Source organism: Stomatohabitans albus, from assembly GCF_036336025.1.
In the GTDB taxonomy this organism is placed as follows: domain Bacteria; phylum Actinomycetota; class Nitriliruptoria; order Euzebyales; family Euzebyaceae; genus Stomatohabitans; species Stomatohabitans albus.
The window spans coordinates 264,716-284,443 of sequence record NZ_JAYKKE010000001.1 but is presented as its reverse complement, the minus strand read 5'-3'; the positions used below and the strand labels follow the sequence as shown (position 1 = coordinate 284,443).

The following is a 19,728-nucleotide window of genomic DNA, read 5'->3' as shown; positions in this document are numbered from 1 at the left end:
AACGGTATCTATTCTTCGGTACGTAGGACCAAATCACTTAGGTTAGCTTTAGCTAATCGGTTATAGTGCGGTCATCCACTTGTTTGTGCCACACCACGCAGTTGCGGCATTACCATACCTACTGACCAGAGAGAACCTATGGAACGACTACGCGTAACCTCCGTTTTGCTGTCATGCTTGTGCACCCTAACCCTTGCAGTGCCAGCTACTGCTCAAGGAGCACCCCAGCAACCACCTGGAACAGTGACAGCGCAGGGTATCCCAGCGGCCAATCACACGATTGATGTCAATAGCCCCAATCGCTTACGTGATGCGGTAACCCAAGCCACGCAATACTTGGAAGCCCATCCAGGACAGCGGGTTCACATTACCTTATCAACCTGTGACCAGCAGTTACTTCCGAGGGATATCCATGCGAAGGGCACCATCGCCATTATCGGGTGTCGTAATGAAGCAGCCGGGGTAAACGGCAATGCACGAACCGAACGGTCACCACTGCTTCAAGCCGGAGTATTTGATGGGTCCACGGTACGGTCTCCCCTCGAATTGCATGGCGTTGTCATTGGGTTTAATAACTACCTCTTTAAACTCAGTGACAGCATTACGATTCGCAATAGCGTGATCACCCAACACGTTCCGATGAGTGTGACTGAGCCACGGTTATTCGACGTAGCATTTGAGCACGGTACCAGTGCTGGTAAACATATTCGTATTAGTGACTCAACCATTGTCGGAGCACGGGTCCATTCGGGTGATTTTGCCAGTGCCACCTACGAGTTACGCAACAACACGATTGACTATGCCCCACGGGTTAACAATCCAATGATCGATCTCCACCCCGTTCAGGAACCGCCTGGGGAAGTACGCCTGGTGAATAACCACTTTACGGCTGATGAGACCTGGCTATTTGGGGCGTTCATTCACATTGGGCGTCCACGAGTCCACATTGAAGGCAATACGTTCAGCATGGATCGGCCACACCCTGATGCGATGGCATTCAATGTGGTCAATCCAGAACCATCAGTTGGGTTGCCTGTCACTGATGTGCATATCTTAAATAACAAGATTCGAGCACCCTATGTGATGCTCAATGCGTCTGGACAGCCGTTGGCCTATGACGCCATTCACTTTAATCGCAATGACGTAAACGGTTCACACAAAATGCTGCCCTTTGGCGGTGACGTCAACGGTGCGAAGGAAACCATTACCCCACCGACCAATATTGATGCCACACAGAACCATTGGGGCGCATTGAATCGGCACACCGTGGCGGCACGCACAGACCATCCGTTGTCTGAAGATAACCCGAACCCCCCTGGTGCGCCAACCGTTCCGGTGTTTGAGGTCAAGACGGAACATGGGTTAATTGATGCCATTACCAAGGCAACGGCAGCGTTACGAGACCCGAAGGTTGAGCAGGCCACCATCAGGGTGACGACTTGTGCACCCCAGCGGTTACCGCAGGGGATTGATGCCAGGGGCAAGATAACGATTATTGGCTGTGATACGACACCGGCTGGTGTTGGCGGTGATGATCACAAGAAGCGTACGGTGTTGGAGTTCCCTCAGTCTCGTACCGGGGTAATTATTAATTCACCTGTCGAGTTCAACGGGTTCACGGCAACCGTAACAGACAAAGCATTCAATCCTAATGACACGCTTGTGGTGAAAAACAGTGTGTTTACGGGTAAACCGCCCTTCTACTTTGCACGGTCGATGCTCTTTAACGCCACCATGCCGTTTACCCCCGACCGGAAACATCTTGTACTCACCAACTCAACTATCAACAACATGCAAGTATTCGTTGGTAAGGGGCAGGACCAGCAATTGGTCTTCCATAAAAACAAGATCAGTTTTACGCCCACCGTCGGTGTCCCCGCAATTGATCTCTATGCAAATGTTGCCAATAAGGCGCGGTCGGTAATTACTGAGAATCAGTTCTCAGGGGTAAAGCCGCAAGAATCAAGCCAATTTATTAAAATCAGTCGCCCGCATGTTGCGATCAACGCCAACACCTTTACGTTCACTGAGCCATCCCCGAGTTTTTCGGTACTTTCAGTCTTTGACCAATCACCAGGTGGCGGTCCTGCTGTCACGGACGTAACGGTTGAACACAATGTGTTCAATGGGGGTATTGCTATGGTGAACCCCAAGAGCACACCGCTGGGGAATGGGGTGGTGCAATTCCACTACAACGATGTATCCCGTATCTCCGGTATGTTGCCAAATACACAACCTAATTACAGCTCTACCTTTACGACATCAAGGAGAGAAGCCTTTGACGCGCGTAACAACTATTGGGGAACGGTCAATACCAATGCTATTCGGGCCATCATTGACCCAAAGTTGACGAATGCCAGTCAAGCAGGACCACAGACCTATACTCCGGCTTCGCAGCCGCCAGTTAATCCTCAGTCGCCAGTCAATCCTCAGTCACCGGTGAGTCCAGGGTCGAATACTTCCCCTGCTTCCCAGCCACCGAGTAGCCAAACTGGAGCAGATCAGAACAACCCTGGGGTTGCCTCGCAAGGCCGCGTTATCAGGCGATTCGCCGGGGAAACGCGTTTTGAAACAGCGGGAGCTTTATCGGCTGCACAGTTCCCTGGTGAGGTACCAGCCGTCATTCTTGCGCGCGCTGATATTGCCGCCGACAGCGTCTCTGCTGTACCGCTTGCGAATGCGATCGGCGCACCGATCTTGTTAACCCAATCTGATGCATTGCACCCAGTAGCGGCCAGTGAAATTAAGCGGCTTTTACCTCGTGGCGGAAAAGTCATCATGATGGGTGGGACGGCAGCCCTTACTACGACGGTTGAAGAAGCGGTCACTGCGATAGGTGGACAGGTGGAACGGGTAGCCGGAGAGAACCGAGCAGGTACTGCAGTTGAAACGGCCAACCGACTACATAATGCCGGCCGATTATCCCACGTGTTGCTTGTCGACGGCAGCGACTGGCAGGCAGACCTTATTGCTGGTCCGGCTGCGGCACATATTCGTGGTGCATCCTTGCTGACCAACGGTCAGTCCATGGCTCCTGAAACTGAAGCCTTCTTAACGGCACACTCCCAGCTTCCGGTAACGGCGATTGGATCGGTTGCAACACAAGCCGGTAGTGCGCGTGAATCGGTCCAGGGTCGTGACGGCAAAGACTTAAGTCTGGCCGTAGCCAAGCACTTCTTTAGCGAACCTGGTGCTGTGGGATTTGCGACGACTGCAGATTTTGCAGATGCCCTTGCAGGTGGTGCCCATATTGCCCAAGCAAATGGCCCCATCATGCTGATGGATGACACCCTTTCTCCAGCCGTGGCTGCTTGGATTACAAGCCATCCCACCATCACCAATGTGATGGTCTATGGCGGGCCAACTCGCATTCGTGATGAAGCGTTAGTTGGACTTGCGGCCAAATCGTAGCGAAAGGGCGATCCTCAACGTACATAAGGGGGAATGAACGGGGTGATGCTGATCATCACCCCGTTTCTACAGGCCTATTGGCCATCAGATACCAGGGCAGAGAGGGCCACTGAACTGCCCTGGTCAGGTACCCTGTGGAAATGGCACATTCGCATGAACACGTCCTGGGTGCACACCCGATTCAACACGCACACGGACAAGACCACCGACATAGTCATGCTGATATCGGTCATCCTGGCGGTCATCCAGGTGGTCATCCTGGCGGTCATCCCGGTGGCCATCCTCATGGGGGTAAAGGGCCGATTGTGCGTACCCTCAAGCATGATCTCAATGAAAAACCGTTCATTGTGATTTGGGAGGTAACCCGTGCATGTGGCCTTGTGTGTGCCCATTGTCGAGCTGAAGCAAACCCCCACGCCCACCCCGATCAGTTAACCACTGAAGAAGGCAAAGCACTGTTGGACCAGTTGGCAGCGTATGAGCCACCAAGACCGATGGTGGTCCTCACCGGTGGTGACTGTTTTGAGCGAGATGACCTCGAAGAACTTGTGCGCCACGGCACCGCAAACGGGTTGAATGTAAGTGTTAGCCCATCGGTGACCCCGTTACTCACGCGTGAACGGGTGGAAGCATTAAAGGACGCCGGTGTTAAAGCGATGTCAGTTAGCCTTGACGGGGCTAGCCCCCAAACCCATGATGCCTTCCGTGGTTTTAGTGGCACTTTTGATGCCACAGTCAAAGCAGCGAAAATGATTGTTGATGTGGGGATGCGCGTACAGGTGAACTCCACGCTGACATTGGCCAATATCCATGAAGGCCCCGCCATGCTTCAAACGGCGATGGAGACGGGCGCCTGGATGTGGTACATCTTCTTCCTTGTGCCCACGGGGCGTGGAGCCATGTTGGCTGCCATGGATGCTGCCCAACGTGAGGATGTGCTGCATTGGCTCCACGATGTGAGTACGCGCATCGCCATTAAAACCACAGAGGCTCCCCAATACCGTCGAGTTGCGTTTCAACGGCAAAAAGGTGAGTCAACCGGTGAACGCGGGGAGCTGTACCACTATCTCACGGAAGAAACAATTAAACGCCTTGGCCCGATTGAGGAGCAACCACAGCGCCCACCGCGCCCACCACTCGCAGTCAACAGTGGCAGCGGGTTTGCCTTTGTAGACCACATTGGTGATGTCTATCCCAGCGGGTTCTTGCCCATCCATTGTGGCAATGTAAAAACTGAGGCATTTGCAGATATTTATAAACACACCGAGGCATTCAAGCGTTTACGTGACCCTAAGAGTTGGACGGGTAAATGCGCCGTATGCGATTACAACTCCTTTTGCGGGGGGAGTCGATCAACGGCCTATGCCCTTACCGGTGACCCGTATGCCTCAGACCCGAACTGTGTCTACGTACCTCCAGCGGCCCAAGATTGGAATCCCGAAGAGCTCCTTACCAAACAGCCAATCCGGTAAACCAGGCTGGGGTGTTGGGGCCGGCAAGCCCTGCTATAAACGGGGTTGGGCAATAGCTGCAACCCCGTCTCGGCGCTTAGTACGTATCGAGCTGTTCAAAAATATCTGACTCTTCGGTGGTGGGGAAGTGGTTGGCACGAACCAGCCGGAAAGTTTCGTAGCCATAAAACATTTCTTCCAAGTCTGGGGGAAAATTAAAGAAGTGCGATGTGTCATGCACTTGAGTTTTATGCGCCTTGAGCGCCGCAAGCTTTGTTTTGAGGTAGTTCCGAACATCGATGCGAGTGGTGACCTGATGGTCGTAGACCCCGGAGACGATATTGTCCGGATTTGTTTCTTCACCAAATGGGGTACTTAACCCGCGTGCGATGAGCTGGGCATTTAAATCGGCCACACGCCGTTTAGTAAACGCGGTTTGATACGTTTTAGGTACATTCCAGGCTGGACCGGCTTCTGGGTAAAGGGCAGAAACAGCTGCCGCTTCAACCGCGAGGGTACCAACCCGATGTGCTTGGATGTGGTCAGGGTGTCCGTATCCACCCCATGGGTCATAGAGAATAACAACAGCGGGCTGGTAGTCACGAATGACCGCTACCACTCGACGCACGGCTTCATCCACGTTGGCTTGCCAAAAGGTATCGGGGTCGTTATTTCCGTCATCGCCTACCATGCCGGAATCGTGGTATCCAAGGAGTTCATAATCCACCCCACCTAAAATCTCCATGGCGTTTGCTAGTTCTCGTTCACGAACTTCATGGAGAATCGGGGCGACGGCTTGGGCATCCATGGTGGGATCAACAATTTCCCCGCGGCGACCATCTGTGCAGGTCAGGACCTTTGCGTGGTATCCGCGGGCAACCGTATCAGCGAGTACACCACCCGTGGAGATGCACTCGTCATCAGGGTGAGCATGAATAGCAAGGAGGCGAGGAGTAATAGACATTCCTCCAGGTTGACACGCACGATCAGCTTTTGTGACCTACGCTGTGTGCCTTAAACGTTGTAAAGGTGATTTAAGGAAACCCGTGCCCCTCGATCGTGTCCGTCTTGTCAATAACGACAAGGATGTTGAAGCTGCCCTGGACTGGCTAGGTGATATGGACCCTGTGGGCGCTGATGTCGAGCGTGATGACGCAAGGGCCTATTGGTTGCGTGCAGCCCTCGTACAGGTTGGTGGCAACGGCAAGGTCGCGCTCTTTGACCCTGTTACGTTACAAAATTGGGAACCAGTTGCGGACTGGCTTGCGAATAAGTGCCTGATTCTGCATGCAATGGAAAACGATGTATGGCCACTCGCACGGCTAGGCCTCCAGCCAGAACTGATCGAGGACACGAGTCTCGCAGCCGCCTTTTTAGGTTATGAGCGCGGTTTGGCGGATTTATTGCATCATTTGCTTGGGGTTGATTTGGATGCCAATAAGGAAGCCATGCAACGATCACCTTGGGAGCGTCGCCCGCTTACACCCGATGAGATTTCCTATGCTGCAGGTGATGTTGCTGACCTCCCCGATTTATGGGAGGTGCTGGCTGATGAATTAGAAGCTAGAGGGCGGTGGAATTGGTACGTTGAGGAGCTTGATCATCTCCGCTCCCAACCGGACCCACGAGAACGTCGGGCTTGGCACAAAACGAAGGGTGTGGGCCGTCTCAACGATCGCGCGCGTGCCAGAGCGAAAGCGATTTGGGATTGGCGAGAAGCGATTGCCCGTGAACAAGATATGGCACCGAACCTGATTCTGCCTGATGCCGTCGTTACGGACTTGGCCGCGGAACCGGTGACCCAAGCGATTGACCTCCCCGGACGAGGTATGACTCGACGCATGGTTCGCACCTATGGTGATGAATTGATCGATGTCTTGAAGAATCCGATGGTGGAACCCGAATTTGCCCACCATCAGGAACGGAACCGGCCATCGTCAACACAAAAACGGCTGATAGACCATATCAGGCTGTTCCGTAACGAAGTTGCTCAAGACATCGGGATCGACCCAGGTATGGTGCTCCCCACGAAAACGGTTGGCCCTGCGATTATGGCTGAGCCAGACAATCCCGAAGCGGTGCGTGAAGCCTTCCATTTACGTGATTGGCAATGGAACATCTTTGGAGACAGTCTGGCTGAGATGGTGTTGAATAACCAAGCGTAGATTCTGATTCGCCTCAGCTTACTAAGCCAGTACCAATCAATTCCGTTCCAAAGAGACGATCGCCGTAATCACCGAGACCAGGCAAGATATAGCCGCGCTCATTGAGTCCGTCGTCCAAACTGGCGGTATAGATTTCGATGCCGTCATCTGCAGAAAGTAACTTGTCAACACCTTCAGGGGCGGCAATGACACAGATTAAGCTGAGTGTGGCTGCACCTTGGTTACGGAGGAGTTTTGCCGCAACAGCTGCTGAGCCACCAGTAGCCAACATGGGGTCAATCATCAATACATGGGCACCATCAAGGGCTGGCGCTTTGAAGTAGTACTCAGTGGGTTGCAAGGTTTCTTCGTTCCGCTCCAACCCGATATACCCCACACTCACGGCTGGGAATAGTTCAGTAATGGCATCCAACATGCCTAATCCTGCACGCAGGATTGGAACCGCAACAATCGGTTGGGCAAGGTAATGCCCTGTTGTTTCTTGAAGTGGTGTAGTGACTGGGACGTCACGAACATCCATCCCTGCGGTGGCTTCAAGCGCTAAAACTGAGGTTAGACGATGGGTGAGTACCCGATACCGTTCAGGGGTGGTCGATGTTGAGCGCAAATCGGTAAGAAAATGCCCAGACAGGGGATGAGTACTGACATGTAAACGTGAGTTTTGCATCGGTTCACCTTTTTGTAGTTTTGCACAACCATAGTGTCCTATTTTTTGACCACTTCGGATGGTTGCCGGTTACTATGACGGTTAGCGGCTAATACCGCATGTGCTGAGAGGACAGAACCGCATCAATCAGCGCGGTTCACGATCACCTAATTTTTGGAGCTTTTGTGAAATTCCGTTCTATTTCCCTGTTCGCTGCCCTAGCAATGGCTATTGCCGCTTGCGGACAAGCCCCCGACGCTGCCCCCACTGAAAGTGCAAGTACCGCGGCAGGTGGCAGCAGCGAAAGTACGTCAGCAACTACTGCTGACGGCGATGTCAATAAGGATTTTCTCGCCTGCCTCGTTTCTGATGCGGGTGGCTGGGATGATAAATCCTTTAACCAGAGTGCCTATGAAGGGTTGAACCAAGCCGTTGCTGACTTGGGTATCAAGAGCAACACTGCCGAATCCACTCAAACATCAGACTTTGCACCCAACGTGGATTCTATGATCCAAGGTGGTTGTGGGTTAACCATCGGTGTTGGTTTCTTATTGGCTGAACCCATTGCAGAAGCCGCAAAAAACAATCCAGAGACCGAATTTGCATTAATCGACTCATCGTTTACAGATGCGAGTGGGAATGCCGTCACCTTCGACAATGCCCGGCCCCTACTGTTTAATACCGCAGAAGCTTCCTATTTGGCAGGGTACGTGGCCGCCGGGACAACAAAGACTGGCGCTGTCGCAACCTTTGGTGGCCTCCCTATCCCCAGTGTTCAAATCTTTATGGATGGCTTTGCTGATGGTGTGGCCAAATACAACGAAGAGTTCGGCAAAGACGTCAAGCTCATCGGCTGGGATAAGGCAGAACAGAAGGGCACCTTTGCTGGAACCTTCGATGAGATTTCTCAAGGCCAGACCATCACTGAAGGTTTCATTAGCCAAGGTGCTGACATTATTATGCCGGTGGCAGGTCCCCTTGCTAACGGTGCTGCCACTGCCGCAAAGGCGCACGAGGGAACGATGGTCGTGTGGGTTGACTCTGACGGCAATCAGAGCGCACCTGAACACAAAGATGTGATCTTAACCTCTGTGCTCAAGAAAATTGATGCCTCAGTTGCTGACACCGTCGCCTTGGCCGCCAAGGGCCAGTTCACAAATGAACCCTATGTGGGCACCCTGGAAAACGGTGGTGTGTCATTGGCTCCCTTCTATGACTTTGATAGCCAGGTTCCACAGGAAGTGAAGGATGGGGTCAAGAAGCTAGAAGAACAAATCATCAAGGGTGATCTCAAGGTAGAGAGCCCGAACGCGCCGAAGTAATCGTTACTGATTACGCTGGAGCAGACCTAACGCGAGTACAAACGTGCTCGCGTTTTTTATGGTCCTGTATCATTCGTGTAAGCCTTGCAACAGGAGAGCTGGATGAAACTCGAACTACGCGGTATCGGGAAACGCTTCGGACCCGTTATTGCGAATGACAACATAGATTTGGTCGTCGAACCGGGAGAAATCCACGTATTACTGGGCGAAAACGGGGCGGGTAAGTCAACGCTCATGAATGTCCTCTACGGCTTATATAAGCCCGATAGCGGACAGATCTTGCTTGATGGCGAACCCGTAGTGTTTGCTGGCCCTGGTGATGCAGTGGACCGCGGAGTGGGCATGGTGCACCAGCACTTCATGCTAATTCCTGTGTTTACGGTTGCTGAAAGTGTGGCACTCGGTCACGAGCCAATGAAGGGGGCTGGACTGATTGATTTTCAGCAAGCCCGTCAAATGGTACTTGATGTGAGCAACCGGTTCGGGTTTTCCTTAGATCCCGATGCCTTAATTGAAGATCTACCCGTTGGTGCCCAACAGCAAGTAGAAATCGTCAAAGCGTTGAGCCGAGATGCCAAGGTACTCATTCTTGATGAACCAACCTCAGTACTCACCCCTCAAGAAACTGACGAATTGATGGCGATCATGCGGCAGCTTGCCGACGATGGCACCTCAATTATCTTCATCACCCACAAATTGCGTGAAGTCCGTGCGGTTGCCGACAGAATTACGATTATTCGTCGCGGTAAGGTTGTTGGGACTGCTGAACCAAGCACATCCGAAGCAGATCTGGCTGCGGCAATGGTTGGACGCCCGGTAGACCTCAAGGGGGTACGGTCCGCTATTGAACCTGGTGACGTTGTACTTGAGATTGACAATCTCAGTGTGCTGAATGAAACCGGTCAGCTTGTAGTTGACCATGCATCGATGAATGTGCGCGCTTCAGAAATCGTTGGGATTGCGGGGGTACAAGGAAATGGGCAAACCGAACTTGCCCAGGTGCTGCTTGGGGTCGAAAATGCTGAAGGGGGGAGAATCCGATTACATGGCAAGGACATTACGAATATGAGCGTGCGTAGCCATATTGATGGTGGTGTACGTTTCATCCCAGAGGACCGGACGGTTGACGGGATGGTAAAAGAAATGTCCGTTGCGGAGAATCTGATTCTCAATACTTACCGGCATTTTGCTGACCGTAAAACGATTAGTCCCGAAAAATTGAATGCGCATGCCAATGCAACGGTAGAAACTTACGACGTGCGCTTGGGATCTGTTACCGACCCGATTGGTACCCTGAGTGGAGGTAACCAGCAAAAGGTTGTGGTGGCACGTGAGCTCGGTAATGACATCACGCTGCTTGTTGCTAATCAGCCCACCCGTGGGGTTGATGTTGGGTCCATTGAGTTCATCCATGCCCAGCTTGTTGCCCAGCGAGATGCCGGCAAACCAATCGTGCTTATTAGTAGCGAACTTGATGAGATTTTGAAACTATCTGATCGCATTGTCGTGATGTACCGCGGGCGTATTGTGGGCGAGGTTGGCCCAGACACGGATCGTGACATCCTTGGCTTGATGATGGCGGGGGTGCCGTTAGATGAAGCGATTGAAGCAGTCGAAGGGAACGGTGGGAAGCGTGACTGACCTTGCCCAACCAGAACACAGTCGCTGGAAAGTATGGCTTGACCAAGCAGGGTTAAGTATCGCTGCGGTTGTGATTGCACTCGGGATAGGAGCCGTACTGATTGCGGCGACCAATCTGGAAGTACAACGTGCATCCGGTTACTTCTTCGCCCGCCCAACCGATACATTGATGGCGATTTGGCATTCGGTAGCTGATGCCTACGTCTCAATGTTTCGTGGGTCAGTATTTGATTTCAACGCACCGAACTGGCAGCGCGCCGTCCGACCATTTACGGAAACGTTGGTTTTTGCCACCCCGCTTATTTGTGCCGGTCTGGGGCTTTCCGTCGGGTTCCGAGCAGGACTATTTAATATTGGGGCCCAAGGCCAGATGCTCATGGGTGCAGCACTCGGGGGTTATGTCGGATTTGCTATACCGATGCCTGCTGGTGTCCACTTAATTGCAGCCCTATTGGGCGCTATTCTTGGTGGGGCTATCTGGGCTGGTATTGCTGGTGTTTTAAAAGCCCAAACCGGCGCCAACGAAGTGATCGTAACGATTATGTTGAACTCGGTTGCACTTTTTCTGTTGAGTTGGCTACTGACCCTCCCCACCTTCTTGGTCCCCGGATCAACGAATCCACAAAGTCCACCAGTGTTGGAAGGTGCACAATTCCCAGCCCTTATAGGGCCACCATTCCGACTCCACGCAGGCTTCCTTGTGGCCCTTCTTGCCACTGCAGTCGTGTGGTGGCTGATTGAGCGTTCGACGATTGGCTTTGAAATTCGAGCCGTAGGGCACAATATGGAAGCAGCTCGGTTCGCTGGGATGAGCGTTGGTATGGTAACCATTCGAACGATGATGATCAGTGGTGCCCTTGCAGGATTAGCTGCAGGAACGCTGATTCTTGGAACCGAGAGTCGCCTCGAATCCGGTATTGCTGGTTCGATTGGCTTTGATGCGATCACCGTGGCGCTCTTGGGGCGTAACCGACCCGTTGGTACTGCACTTGCCGGCGTCCTCTTTGGGGCGCTCAAGGCAGGCGGCTTCTTGATGCAAACCGCCGCCAACACCCCTATTGACATTGTGCTCGTTCTGCAAAGTGTGATCGTTTTGTTGATTGCTGCACCGGCCCTAGTCCGTGCGGCCATTCCCTTTATGCGTGCGGAGAAGAAATCATGAGTGCTGTATCGGTAACACCAGAAACCACCCTCGATGATGTTCATATTCCGCTCCCTCTGCGTGGATTAGTAACCGGCAGCATTGCCTTCGTCCTGATCGGGCTCATGGCGATGTACACCAGTGGGGAAACCTTTTTGAACCTTGGTGCGGGTGGTACGTGGCTGCCTGAACTGCGCATAGGGGTTCCCGCCCGAGAAACGCTACTCGGTCTGCTCGTTATTCCCGCTGGGTTCACCGCATTTGCTTGGGTACGTGCCCAGGCTCGCAAACCGGTTCAGGTATTGCCCTGGGTGATACTCACCGTTGGATTTATTCTTGCCTTTTTGGTGTGGTCTGGGGCCGGGCGAAACGCGGTGATTCCTGTTACGAGCCTGTTAGCCGGAGGGCTCGGGTTCAGTGTTCCTCTCGTATTTGGTGCCCTCTCTGGGGTGGTCTGTGAACGAGTCGGGGTTGTGAATATCGCCATTGAAGGGCAGCTCCTCGCCGGGGCGTTTGTCGCCGTGGTAGTAGCCAACCTGTTTCATACGACCTGGGTGGGGCTGATTGGTGCCCCTATTGCTGGTGCCTTGATCGGGGTGCTTTTAGCCTGGTTCGCCATCAACCACGAGGTTGACCAAATCATCGTTGGGGTGGTGTTAAACGTCCTTGTGGTGGGCCTAACAAGCTTCTTGTTCTCAACCGTTCTCACAGAGGCGGGATCGTTTTTAAATGCCGGGATGCGTCTCCCGAATATCGCTATTCCGCTGCTGAGTCAGATCCCGATCTTGGGGCCAGTGCTCTTTAACCAAACGATTCTCGTCTACCTGGGCTACGTCTTCTTGGTGTTGCTTCAGATCTACCTCTTCCGCTCCCAATGGGGTTTACGGCTTCGTGCCGTAGGTGAACACCCCAGGGCTGCCGATACGGTGGGTATCAATGTGAACCGGACACGGTGGATAAACACGATTCTTGGTGGTGCCTTGGCTGGCCTAGGTGGCGCCTACTTCACCATTGGTTCTGGTCTTGCCTTCGGCAAGGAGATGACGGCCGGCAACGGGTATATCGCCCTCGCTGCCATGATCCTCGGCCGTTGGAACCCGATGGGTGCGCTTGTGGCAGCGTTGATGTTTGGATTCAGCCGCAATATTGCCAATACCCTGTCCATTATCGGAGCGCCGGTTCCGAGCCAGTTCCTCTTAATGATTCCTTATGTGGTAACCGTCTTGGCCGTGGCTGGATTTGTCGGACGGGTCACCCCACCCGCGGCTGAGAATATCCCCTATAAGAGCGGGCACTAATCCAGCAGCAACGGGCACCGATTGAGGGATAGTTCACCCATTGGCTGCCTGTGGGGCATGATGAACACATGTCCCACAGGCGTATTAAGCTGGGTCGAGTGGTCGGGCCCCGTTGCCTGATGTCTGATTTCGATACAAAGGAGCCATGAGTGGCACGTCGCGCAAAGATCGTCGCAACCGTCGGTCCATCTACGAGTGATTATGAAAGCCTTAAGGGCATTATCAAGGCTGGAGCTGACGTTCTGCGCATGAACTTCAGCCATGGTTCCCATGAGGACCACGCTGAACGCATCCGGCTTGTTCGTCAGATCGGTGAGGAATTAAACCGAACTGTCGGGGTGCTTGGTGACCTCCAAGGACCCAAGATTCGATTGGGGTTGGTGCCTGATCCGGGTCTGGAACTGGTTGAGGGCGAAGAAGTCTGGATTTTCCCAGGCGTTGAAACCCTTGATACCTATGAAAAAGACGGCCTTGTCGCTATTCCGGTTGTCTACGAAGCGTTAGCACGTGATGTTCATACTGGGTCCATGCTGCTCATTGACGACGGCTCCTTACGTCTTGTTGTCTCTGAGGTTGTTAACAATGCGGTGCGTGCTCGTGTTGTTGTTGGTGGGTTGGCGAAGAGCCGCAAGGGGTTGAACCTTCCGGGTGTGGCGGTGAGTGCTCCATCGTTGACAGAAAAAGATATTGAAGACCTGAAGTTCATGGTTGAACAAAGGGTTGACTGGGTGGCCCTTTCCTTTGTGCGTTCTGCGCGTGATATTCGGTCAGCCCAGAAGCTTGTTCGCCAATACGGTGGCAATCAGCTCATCATCGCCAAGCTGGAACGCCCTGAAGCTATTGAAAACTTGGACGAAATTATTGATGTCACCGATGCGGTCATGGTCGCACGTGGTGATATGGGTGTTGAGATTGGCCCTGAACGTGTCCCCGCTATCCAGAAAGAAATCATTACCAAAGCCAATGCAGCCGGTCGCCCGGTAATCACCGCGACTGAGATGCTGGACTCTATGATTCGTAACCCGCGGCCCACCCGTGCCGAGGCTTCAGATGTCGCCAATGCCATCTTTGATGGTACGGATGCGGTGATGCTTAGTGGTGAAACGGCGGCAGGTGCCTACCCGGTTGAAGCGGTTAAGACGATGGCGCGTATTGCCGAGGTTGCCGAAAGTCATCCCAACTATATGCACCATACTCCTGCACGGGCTGTGCCAAGCAATGACCCCACGATGACTGGTCGTTTGGTTAGCCAACATGCGGTTGAATTGGCCAATGCGGTCAATGCGAAGGCTATTGCGGTGTTCTCCCTTTCAGGGTGGAGTGTGCAGCTTGTCAGTAAGAACCGTCCCCGTATGCCACTCGTTGGTATGGTCATCGACCAGGAAGTTAAAGGCCGGACGGCATTGATGTGGGGTACCGAATCTGTTGTGGTACCCATGCGCGATCACGCGACTGCGCTGCTTGTAATGGCCGAAGAGAATTTGATTAATCGCGGCTATGTCGAGCCAGGTGACGTGGTTGTTCTTGTAACTGGGCCTCCCGGTGCCTCCGGTGGAACGAGTCGTATTTGGGTACACCGTATTGGTGATCGGATCAATTCCTAGGAGACTATGTAATGGCCTATATCATCACCTCCGCATGCATTGATGAAAAGGATCGCGCTTGTGTAGATGAATGTCCTGTGGACTGCATTTACGAAGGCGATCGGATGCTGTATATCCAGCCTGATGAATGCGTCGATTGTGGAGCGTGCGAACCTGTCTGTCCGGTTGAGGCCATTTATTACGAAGATGATGTACCTGAAGAAGAGACGAATTTCATTGAACTAAATGCAGAGTTCTTCGAGGTCACTGGCCTGGGCAGCCCAGGTGGTGCTGCCGCAACAGGGCCTCAGGACGCAGACGTTGAATTCGTCACGCTATTTGAGAAAGACAGTTAATCCGATTCAAGCGGGCAGGGTAACCTGCCCGCTGCGCTATCGGACCCATGGTGAATGCCCGTGATTTTTCCAGAAACGCAGCTTGCGACCTACCTAGGGTTTTTTATCCCTGCCGGTCAGGTTGAGCCACTGCTTGATCGCATTGCTGAAGTGTCAAGTGAAATGGAAGAAATGGATCTTGTGAGTTTCCTTCACTTGGCCCAGCAAGAGCTTGAACTAACGGGTGACATGAACCGTGATGACGCTGCAGTTGTCCTCATCGAGGAGCTTGAACTTCCCCTGGCAGATGCGGCGGCAGTGCTTGAGGAAGCCCCTACAGTTACGGCGGCAAGGCTGCAATCGGCGTGGGCTGATGTACCAGGGATTGACGCAACGGTCGGTCCGGTGCCAACCGGCCGCTTGGATCATGGTCCGATAATTTTTGATGCCGACCTTGAACTTGACCGTGACCTCCTTCTAGACCCTGGCATTACGCCGGCCTATCGGCCCCAGCCAGAAGCAACACAACCACCGATACCGCCGACGGAGGACACACCTACCTCTACCGTATCTGAACGAGTCCATGACACGGCATTGGCTCCGGTCGATCAATCGTCGGCCGATACAGTGATTGAAGCAGAACCGCTTGAACCTCCTATCGCATCAGATGTGGTGTCCACCCTGTCCTCAGCTGATGCGTCACAGGAAGTTGATGCGTCACAGCAGGCTGATGAGCCTCTGCGGGCTGATGACCACGAAGCACACGACGTGGCTGACGGGTATGCCGACGCACCCGTTGAGCTTGACGACCAGGGCACCGTCTCGTCTGATCCTATTATTGATCTCCTTGGCCAAGACGACCCTGACGAGCACGACGCGGCGCCACAAGCATTTGACCCGTATCTTGCACTCGCACCCGAATATATCGAAGCGTCGTCGCCATCGTTCCCGTGGAATCCTCGTACTGACAGTCAGCCAGTATCTGTTGCGTCATTGCTGGCACTAGATGAAGACGAACCAGACATAGCTGAGCCAGCCGTGAGTGAGCATGAAGGTACAGAAATCACCGACGCTCAAGCGACCGGTCTTATTCCAAACGCTCAAGATCATGCGAGACAAGTGGAGTCTGAAGCGCTTGCTGCGGCGCTCATGGCAGCGTCAGCACGTGGTGATGACCTGCAATACGAAGACCAAGTAGACCAAGCCCCTGCTCCTGAGGCGGTAGTTGAGGCACCAGCCACACGCGATGAGGATCCCGCTGACGATACGGAGCTCTTCGACGCATTCAGTGAGGCCCAATACCCACCGCAGGTTCTTTTGATGCGAGAACCTGAACCTAAGACCGCAACACCAAATCCAGTGCGTACATCCGACGGCAGTCAATTAGTGGGGGCCGTACACGACCCGGGTTCACCAAACCGTGATGGCGTATCAAACGAAAACAGCAGCGAGGACATCACAGCGGATGAACGTGATGATACGCAGCAGCTTCCTCTAGATGCCATACTGACCCAAATACACCAAACTGAACACGGTGCCCCCAGCTCAACCCCTCCTGAGCTTGATCAGCAGCCAGGCACTCCAACACCAGAGGCGTTACCAGCCGCCGCGTCACCGACCGTTAAGCGGTTCCTATCAGATTTGAATGTTGCTTGGATTGCGGGTGGCCATGATGTTTTGCAGGTTCCTGCCAGCCCAGTGCCACTCGGTGGACGGTTTGAACTCGCGGATGCCCCAGATCCTGCCACCACACGAAAGCGGCCATCCACTTCTGGTGACCATCTCACGAATGATGAAGCCGTCACCGCAACGTACGAGGAAGATATTGATGAGGTTGGAGCGGCACAAATGCCCGTTCCGGCTGCGGTCTGGATTCCTGGGATGGCTGACCGAGCGTTTAGAACAACGCCTTGGGCCAATAGCGCACACGATGATGACACAGACCATGACCTCCATGGTTTTGGCGGTATTTCGGTAAGTCCGCGGGGTATAACAACAACACCATCACCAACCCAAACCCAATTGGGTGATGCCACGGCATTTATGGCTGATGGGCCTTCCCCGGCCCCGGAATGGGATGGGCTTGATGAAGGTACGTGGGCACATGCTGACTATGGACCTAAACGCCCGAAAGCAAACCGATTTGGGCAAGTTGCTGGTCTTATCGCCGTGGCTTTGGCGGCAGGTGTCGTCTACCTGTTTACAACGTGGCCACCATTCCAAAACGCCATTGGCTCCCTTGGTCTGCCTGTTGATGGATGGATAATAGTGGCAGCAGTTGCTGGAGTTCTGGGGTTTGGTGGGCTGAGTATGTTTATCGGGTCATCAATCCCTAAGCGGAGTAAAACGAAAGTTGTTCGCCGTCGGAGGAAACGTCGTGACGGAGAACCGCATCATGATGATGCCGGTATTGACGATGATGATGTAGTTGACGATGATGACATTCCAGAAGTTAGTTTTATGGAAGAAACTGACGATAATGAATCCACAGGAAACGTCTCTAACGACTTAGGATGAGGACGCATTTAGTGGCACTACACCCGGTGGAGTATCAGGGCGTTGGAAAACGCATAGGGTACGGTACGTGGTCTATCACGGTATTCGGAGGTTGAGCATGTTAGAAGCGAATGCGCGCGCATGGATGGCGGCTGATCCAGATCCCGCAACGCGCGAGGAAACCCAAGCGTTACTTGACTTGGGTGATACGCCTGGCTTAGCTGACCGATTCGGGTCACAACTTCAATTTGGAACGGCAGGTATGCGTGGTGCTCTTGGCCCTGGCCCAAACCGCATGAATCGGGCACAGGTACGCCGAATTAGCGCAGCATTGGGTGACATCTTGACTAAACAAGATGTACCTGGCAAAGGTGTTGTAGTTGGCCGCGACCACCGGCATATGTCGGCAGAGTTTGCCGCAGATACCGCAATGGTGCTTGCTGGGGCCGGTCTGTTCGTAATGACCTGGCCGGATAAAGTGCCTACACCACTTGTGGCGTGGGCGACGCGCAAATTGAATGCTCAAGCCGGGGTGATGATTACCGCCAGCCATAATCCACCTGCAGACAACGGCTACAAGTTGTACTGGCATGGAGGTGCCCAGATCATTCCACCCGTTGATGCCATGGTCACTGAAGGCATGGAGGCGATTGAGAATCTAAACGCCATTCCGATGGGTGAAGAAGGGTCTCAACTGATTAAGGCCGTGGATCCCCAAATCCGTGCAGACTATATTGATGCCGTGCTTGGGCTATTGCCGCCGACAGACCGTGCCCGTGGCGCCAACTTGCGGATTGCCTACACCCCATTACACGGTGTGGGTAAAGAAACCCTTGAAGAGATCTTCACTCGTGCTGGGTTTACCGACTTGCATGTGGTGCCTGAACAAGCTGAACCCGACCCGAATTTCCCCACCGTCGAGTTCCCCAATCCTGAGGAACCCGGTGCGATGGATATGGTGCTTGCCTTGGCAGAACAGATTGATGCCGATTTAGTGCTTGCAAATGACCCTGATGCAGACCGTATCTGCGCGGCTATTCCTACGCCGAACGGGTGGGTTGTCCTTGGTGGTGACGAGATTGGCACGATGTTGGCTGAGGATATTTTGGCCAACCGAATCAGTGGCCCACACACACTCAATGGTGACCGTGAACCGCTGGTTGCTACTACGGTGGTTTCCAGCCAACTGCTAGCCAAAATTGCGGCTAGCTACGACGTTGCCTATGCCGAAACACTGACGGGGTTTAAGTGGATGGCTGAGGCGGCACGACAAGGTGAAGCGAACGGTCAACATATGGTGCTGGCCTATGAACAAGCATTGGGTGTAAGTGTTGCCGATGTGGTTCGTGACAAAGATGGCATCAGTGCAGCCCTGATGATCGCTGATCTGGCTGAACGGGCCAAACTTGATGGCATCGGCTTAAACGGCATCCTCAACCAAATGGCCATTACTTATGGCGCACACGTCCTTGTTGAAGACAACGTGGAATTAGAAGCCGGCGCAGATTTTGTGCAAAAGGCGTTAGATGGGTTGCGGGCAAACTGGCCGAAAGAGATTGAAGGTAGCCCCGTTATTGCGATTGCAGACCATGATGCTGGTGTGACTACGCATGCCGACGGGTCAGTGGAACCTATCGATCTACCACCCACCAAGCTCATTCGACTCAGTTGTGAAGATGGCAGCCGGGTGATGGTGCGTCCCTCTGGTACCGAGCCGAAACTGAAGTTCTATGCAGAGGCTGTAGAACCAGTAGAAGGTGGTCAAGCGGGGGCCGCGCGTAAACGGGCACACATCCGAGCCCAAGAAATCTTGCAAGATTTCATTGCGGTGACCATGGCTCGGGCCGGAGTGAGTGCCGCATGAATATACTCGGAATGATCGTCATCTGGCTTGTCGGAATTGCCATCATTGGGGCCGTCATTTGGCTATTCCCTGGCGAGATCAATGACGTGCATGTGTCAACACACACTGACACCAGCCCGCTTATCCATTCAGCCAAACAGCCTGCTACCGTTGTGCCGGCCACTGAACAAGACCAGGCGGTAAACCCAGTGACACCCACTCCGGTGGCCACACCGGTATCGTCAGTGGCTCAAGTGGATGCGATAACACCAAAGGAGACCTATCGCTCGTCTGCAACCCAACCCCAAGGTAAGCCCGATCCTGTTGATCCTTCGTTGCTTCGTGCTGATTCCAACGGTAAAGAAGAACCAAACCCCCAGGGTTGATCGGTTGGAG

The 19,728-nt window shown here is 53.4% G+C and carries 14 protein-coding genes; 12 read left to right on the top strand and 2 right to left on the bottom strand.

Going from position 1 to position 19,728, the window contains the following annotated elements:
- Positions 1-198: 198 nt before the first annotated feature.
- Both VCU37_RS01130 and VCU37_RS01125 read left to right on the top strand, forming a co-directional pair.
- Positions 199-3,411 carry a cell wall-binding repeat-containing protein gene (locus VCU37_RS01130; protein WP_336248795.1) on the top strand — a complete coding sequence of 1,071 codons (3,213 nt, stop codon included), beginning with the start codon at positions 199-201 and terminating at the stop codon, positions 3,409-3,411.
- A 140-nt stretch (positions 3,412-3,551) separates the two neighbouring features.
- Positions 3,552-4,883 carry a TIGR04053 family radical SAM/SPASM domain-containing protein gene (locus VCU37_RS01125; protein WP_336248794.1) on the top strand — a complete coding sequence of 444 codons (1,332 nt, stop codon included), beginning with the start codon at positions 3,552-3,554 and terminating at the stop codon, positions 4,881-4,883.
- A 76-nt stretch (positions 4,884-4,959) separates the two neighbouring features.
- Here the strand turns inward: VCU37_RS01125 and VCU37_RS01120 are convergent, their stop codons facing one another.
- Entirely contained in the window at positions 4,960-5,826 is an 867-nt protein-coding gene (locus VCU37_RS01120; protein ID WP_336248793.1) for a PIG-L family deacetylase, read from the bottom strand.
- A gap of 82 nt (positions 5,827-5,908) precedes the next feature.
- Between VCU37_RS01120 and VCU37_RS01115 the strand changes: the two genes are divergently transcribed.
- The gene (locus VCU37_RS01115; protein WP_336248792.1) at positions 5,909-7,027 is read left to right on the top strand and encodes a ribonuclease D; all 1,119 of its coding nucleotides are present in this window, start codon (positions 5,909-5,911) and stop codon (positions 7,025-7,027) included.
- 13 nt (positions 7,028-7,040) lie between these two features.
- Here the strand turns inward: VCU37_RS01115 and upp are convergent, their stop codons facing one another.
- Complete coding sequence (gene upp / locus VCU37_RS01110) at positions 7,041-7,694, bottom strand: uracil phosphoribosyltransferase (RefSeq protein ID WP_336248791.1); 654 nt, start codon at positions 7,692-7,694, stop codon at positions 7,041-7,043.
- Positions 7,695-7,897: 203 nt separating this feature from the next.
- On the opposite strand from upp, the gene VCU37_RS01105 reads away from it, so the two are divergent.
- The 9 genes from VCU37_RS01105 (at position 7,898) to VCU37_RS01065 (ending at position 19,718) form a co-directional block, all read left to right on the top strand.
- Complete coding sequence (locus tag VCU37_RS01105) at positions 7,898-8,995, top strand: BMP family lipoprotein (RefSeq protein ID WP_418896426.1); 1,098 nt, start codon at positions 7,898-7,900, stop codon at positions 8,993-8,995.
- A gap of 102 nt (positions 8,996-9,097) precedes the next feature.
- Positions 9,098-10,636 carry an ABC transporter ATP-binding protein gene (locus VCU37_RS01100; RefSeq protein ID WP_336248789.1) on the top strand — a complete coding sequence of 513 codons (1,539 nt, stop codon included), beginning with the start codon at positions 9,098-9,100 and terminating at the stop codon, positions 10,634-10,636.
- The gene (locus VCU37_RS01095; protein WP_336248788.1) at positions 10,590-11,798 is read left to right on the top strand and encodes an ABC transporter permease; all 1,209 of its coding nucleotides are present in this window, start codon (positions 10,590-10,592) and stop codon (positions 11,796-11,798) included. Before VCU37_RS01100 ends, VCU37_RS01095 begins: the two co-directional genes overlap by 47 nt.
- Positions 11,795-13,075 carry an ABC transporter permease gene (locus VCU37_RS01090; RefSeq protein WP_336248787.1) on the top strand — a complete coding sequence of 427 codons (1,281 nt, stop codon included), beginning with the start codon at positions 11,795-11,797 and terminating at the stop codon, positions 13,073-13,075. The genes VCU37_RS01095 and VCU37_RS01090 overlap by 4 nt, the downstream gene beginning before the upstream one ends.
- Before the next feature lie 149 nt (positions 13,076-13,224).
- Positions 13,225-14,679, top strand: a complete 1,455-nt coding sequence (gene pyk, locus VCU37_RS01085) for a pyruvate kinase (RefSeq protein ID WP_336248786.1) — start codon at positions 13,225-13,227, stop codon at positions 14,677-14,679.
- An 11-nt stretch (positions 14,680-14,690) separates the two neighbouring features.
- Positions 14,691-15,014: a ferredoxin gene (fdxA, locus tag VCU37_RS01080; RefSeq protein ID WP_336248785.1), complete on the top strand. Its 324-nt coding sequence runs from the start codon at positions 14,691-14,693 to the stop codon at positions 15,012-15,014.
- 54 nt (positions 15,015-15,068) lie between these two features.
- Positions 15,069-17,510, top strand: coding sequence for a hypothetical protein (locus tag VCU37_RS01075; protein WP_336248784.1), 2,442 nt, complete (start codon positions 15,069-15,071; stop codon positions 17,508-17,510).
- Positions 17,511-17,607: 97 nt separating this feature from the next.
- Entirely contained in the window at positions 17,608-19,353 is a 1,746-nt protein-coding gene (locus VCU37_RS01070) for a phospho-sugar mutase (RefSeq protein ID WP_336248783.1), read from the top strand.
- Between the two features lie 11 nt (positions 19,354-19,364).
- Positions 19,365-19,718 (top strand): hypothetical protein, encoded by a 354-nt coding sequence (locus VCU37_RS01065; RefSeq protein ID WP_336248782.1) that lies wholly within the window; start codon positions 19,365-19,367, stop codon positions 19,716-19,718.
- The last annotated feature ends 10 nt before the right edge of the window (positions 19,719-19,728 follow it).

Coding starts and splice junctions, on each gene's coding strand:
- VCU37_RS01070 (WP_336248783.1), top strand. CDS start 17,608: ATGTTAGAAGCGAATGCGCGCGCATGGATGGCGGCTGATCCAGATCCC.
- VCU37_RS01125 (WP_336248794.1), top strand. CDS start 3,552: ATGGCACATTCGCATGAACACGTCCTGGGTGCACACCCGATTCAACAC.
- VCU37_RS01075 (WP_336248784.1), top strand. CDS start 15,069: ATGCCCGTGATTTTTCCAGAAACGCAGCTTGCGACCTACCTAGGGTTT.
- VCU37_RS01100 (WP_336248789.1), top strand. CDS start 9,098: ATGAAACTCGAACTACGCGGTATCGGGAAACGCTTCGGACCCGTTATT.
- VCU37_RS01105 (WP_418896426.1), top strand. CDS start 7,898: ATGGCTATTGCCGCTTGCGGACAAGCCCCCGACGCTGCCCCCACTGAA.
- VCU37_RS01065 (WP_336248782.1), top strand. CDS start 19,365: ATGATCGTCATCTGGCTTGTCGGAATTGCCATCATTGGGGCCGTCATT.
- VCU37_RS01090 (WP_336248787.1), top strand. CDS start 11,795: ATGAGTGCTGTATCGGTAACACCAGAAACCACCCTCGATGATGTTCAT.
- VCU37_RS01095 (WP_336248788.1), top strand. CDS start 10,590: ATGAAGCGATTGAAGCAGTCGAAGGGAACGGTGGGAAGCGTGACTGAC.
- VCU37_RS01120 (WP_336248793.1), bottom strand. CDS start 5,826: ATGTCTATTACTCCTCGCCTCCTTGCTATTCATGCTCACCCTGATGAC.
- upp (WP_336248791.1), bottom strand. CDS start 7,694: ATGCAAAACTCACGTTTACATGTCAGTACTCATCCCCTGTCTGGGCAT.
- fdxA (WP_336248785.1), top strand. CDS start 14,691: ATGGCCTATATCATCACCTCCGCATGCATTGATGAAAAGGATCGCGCT.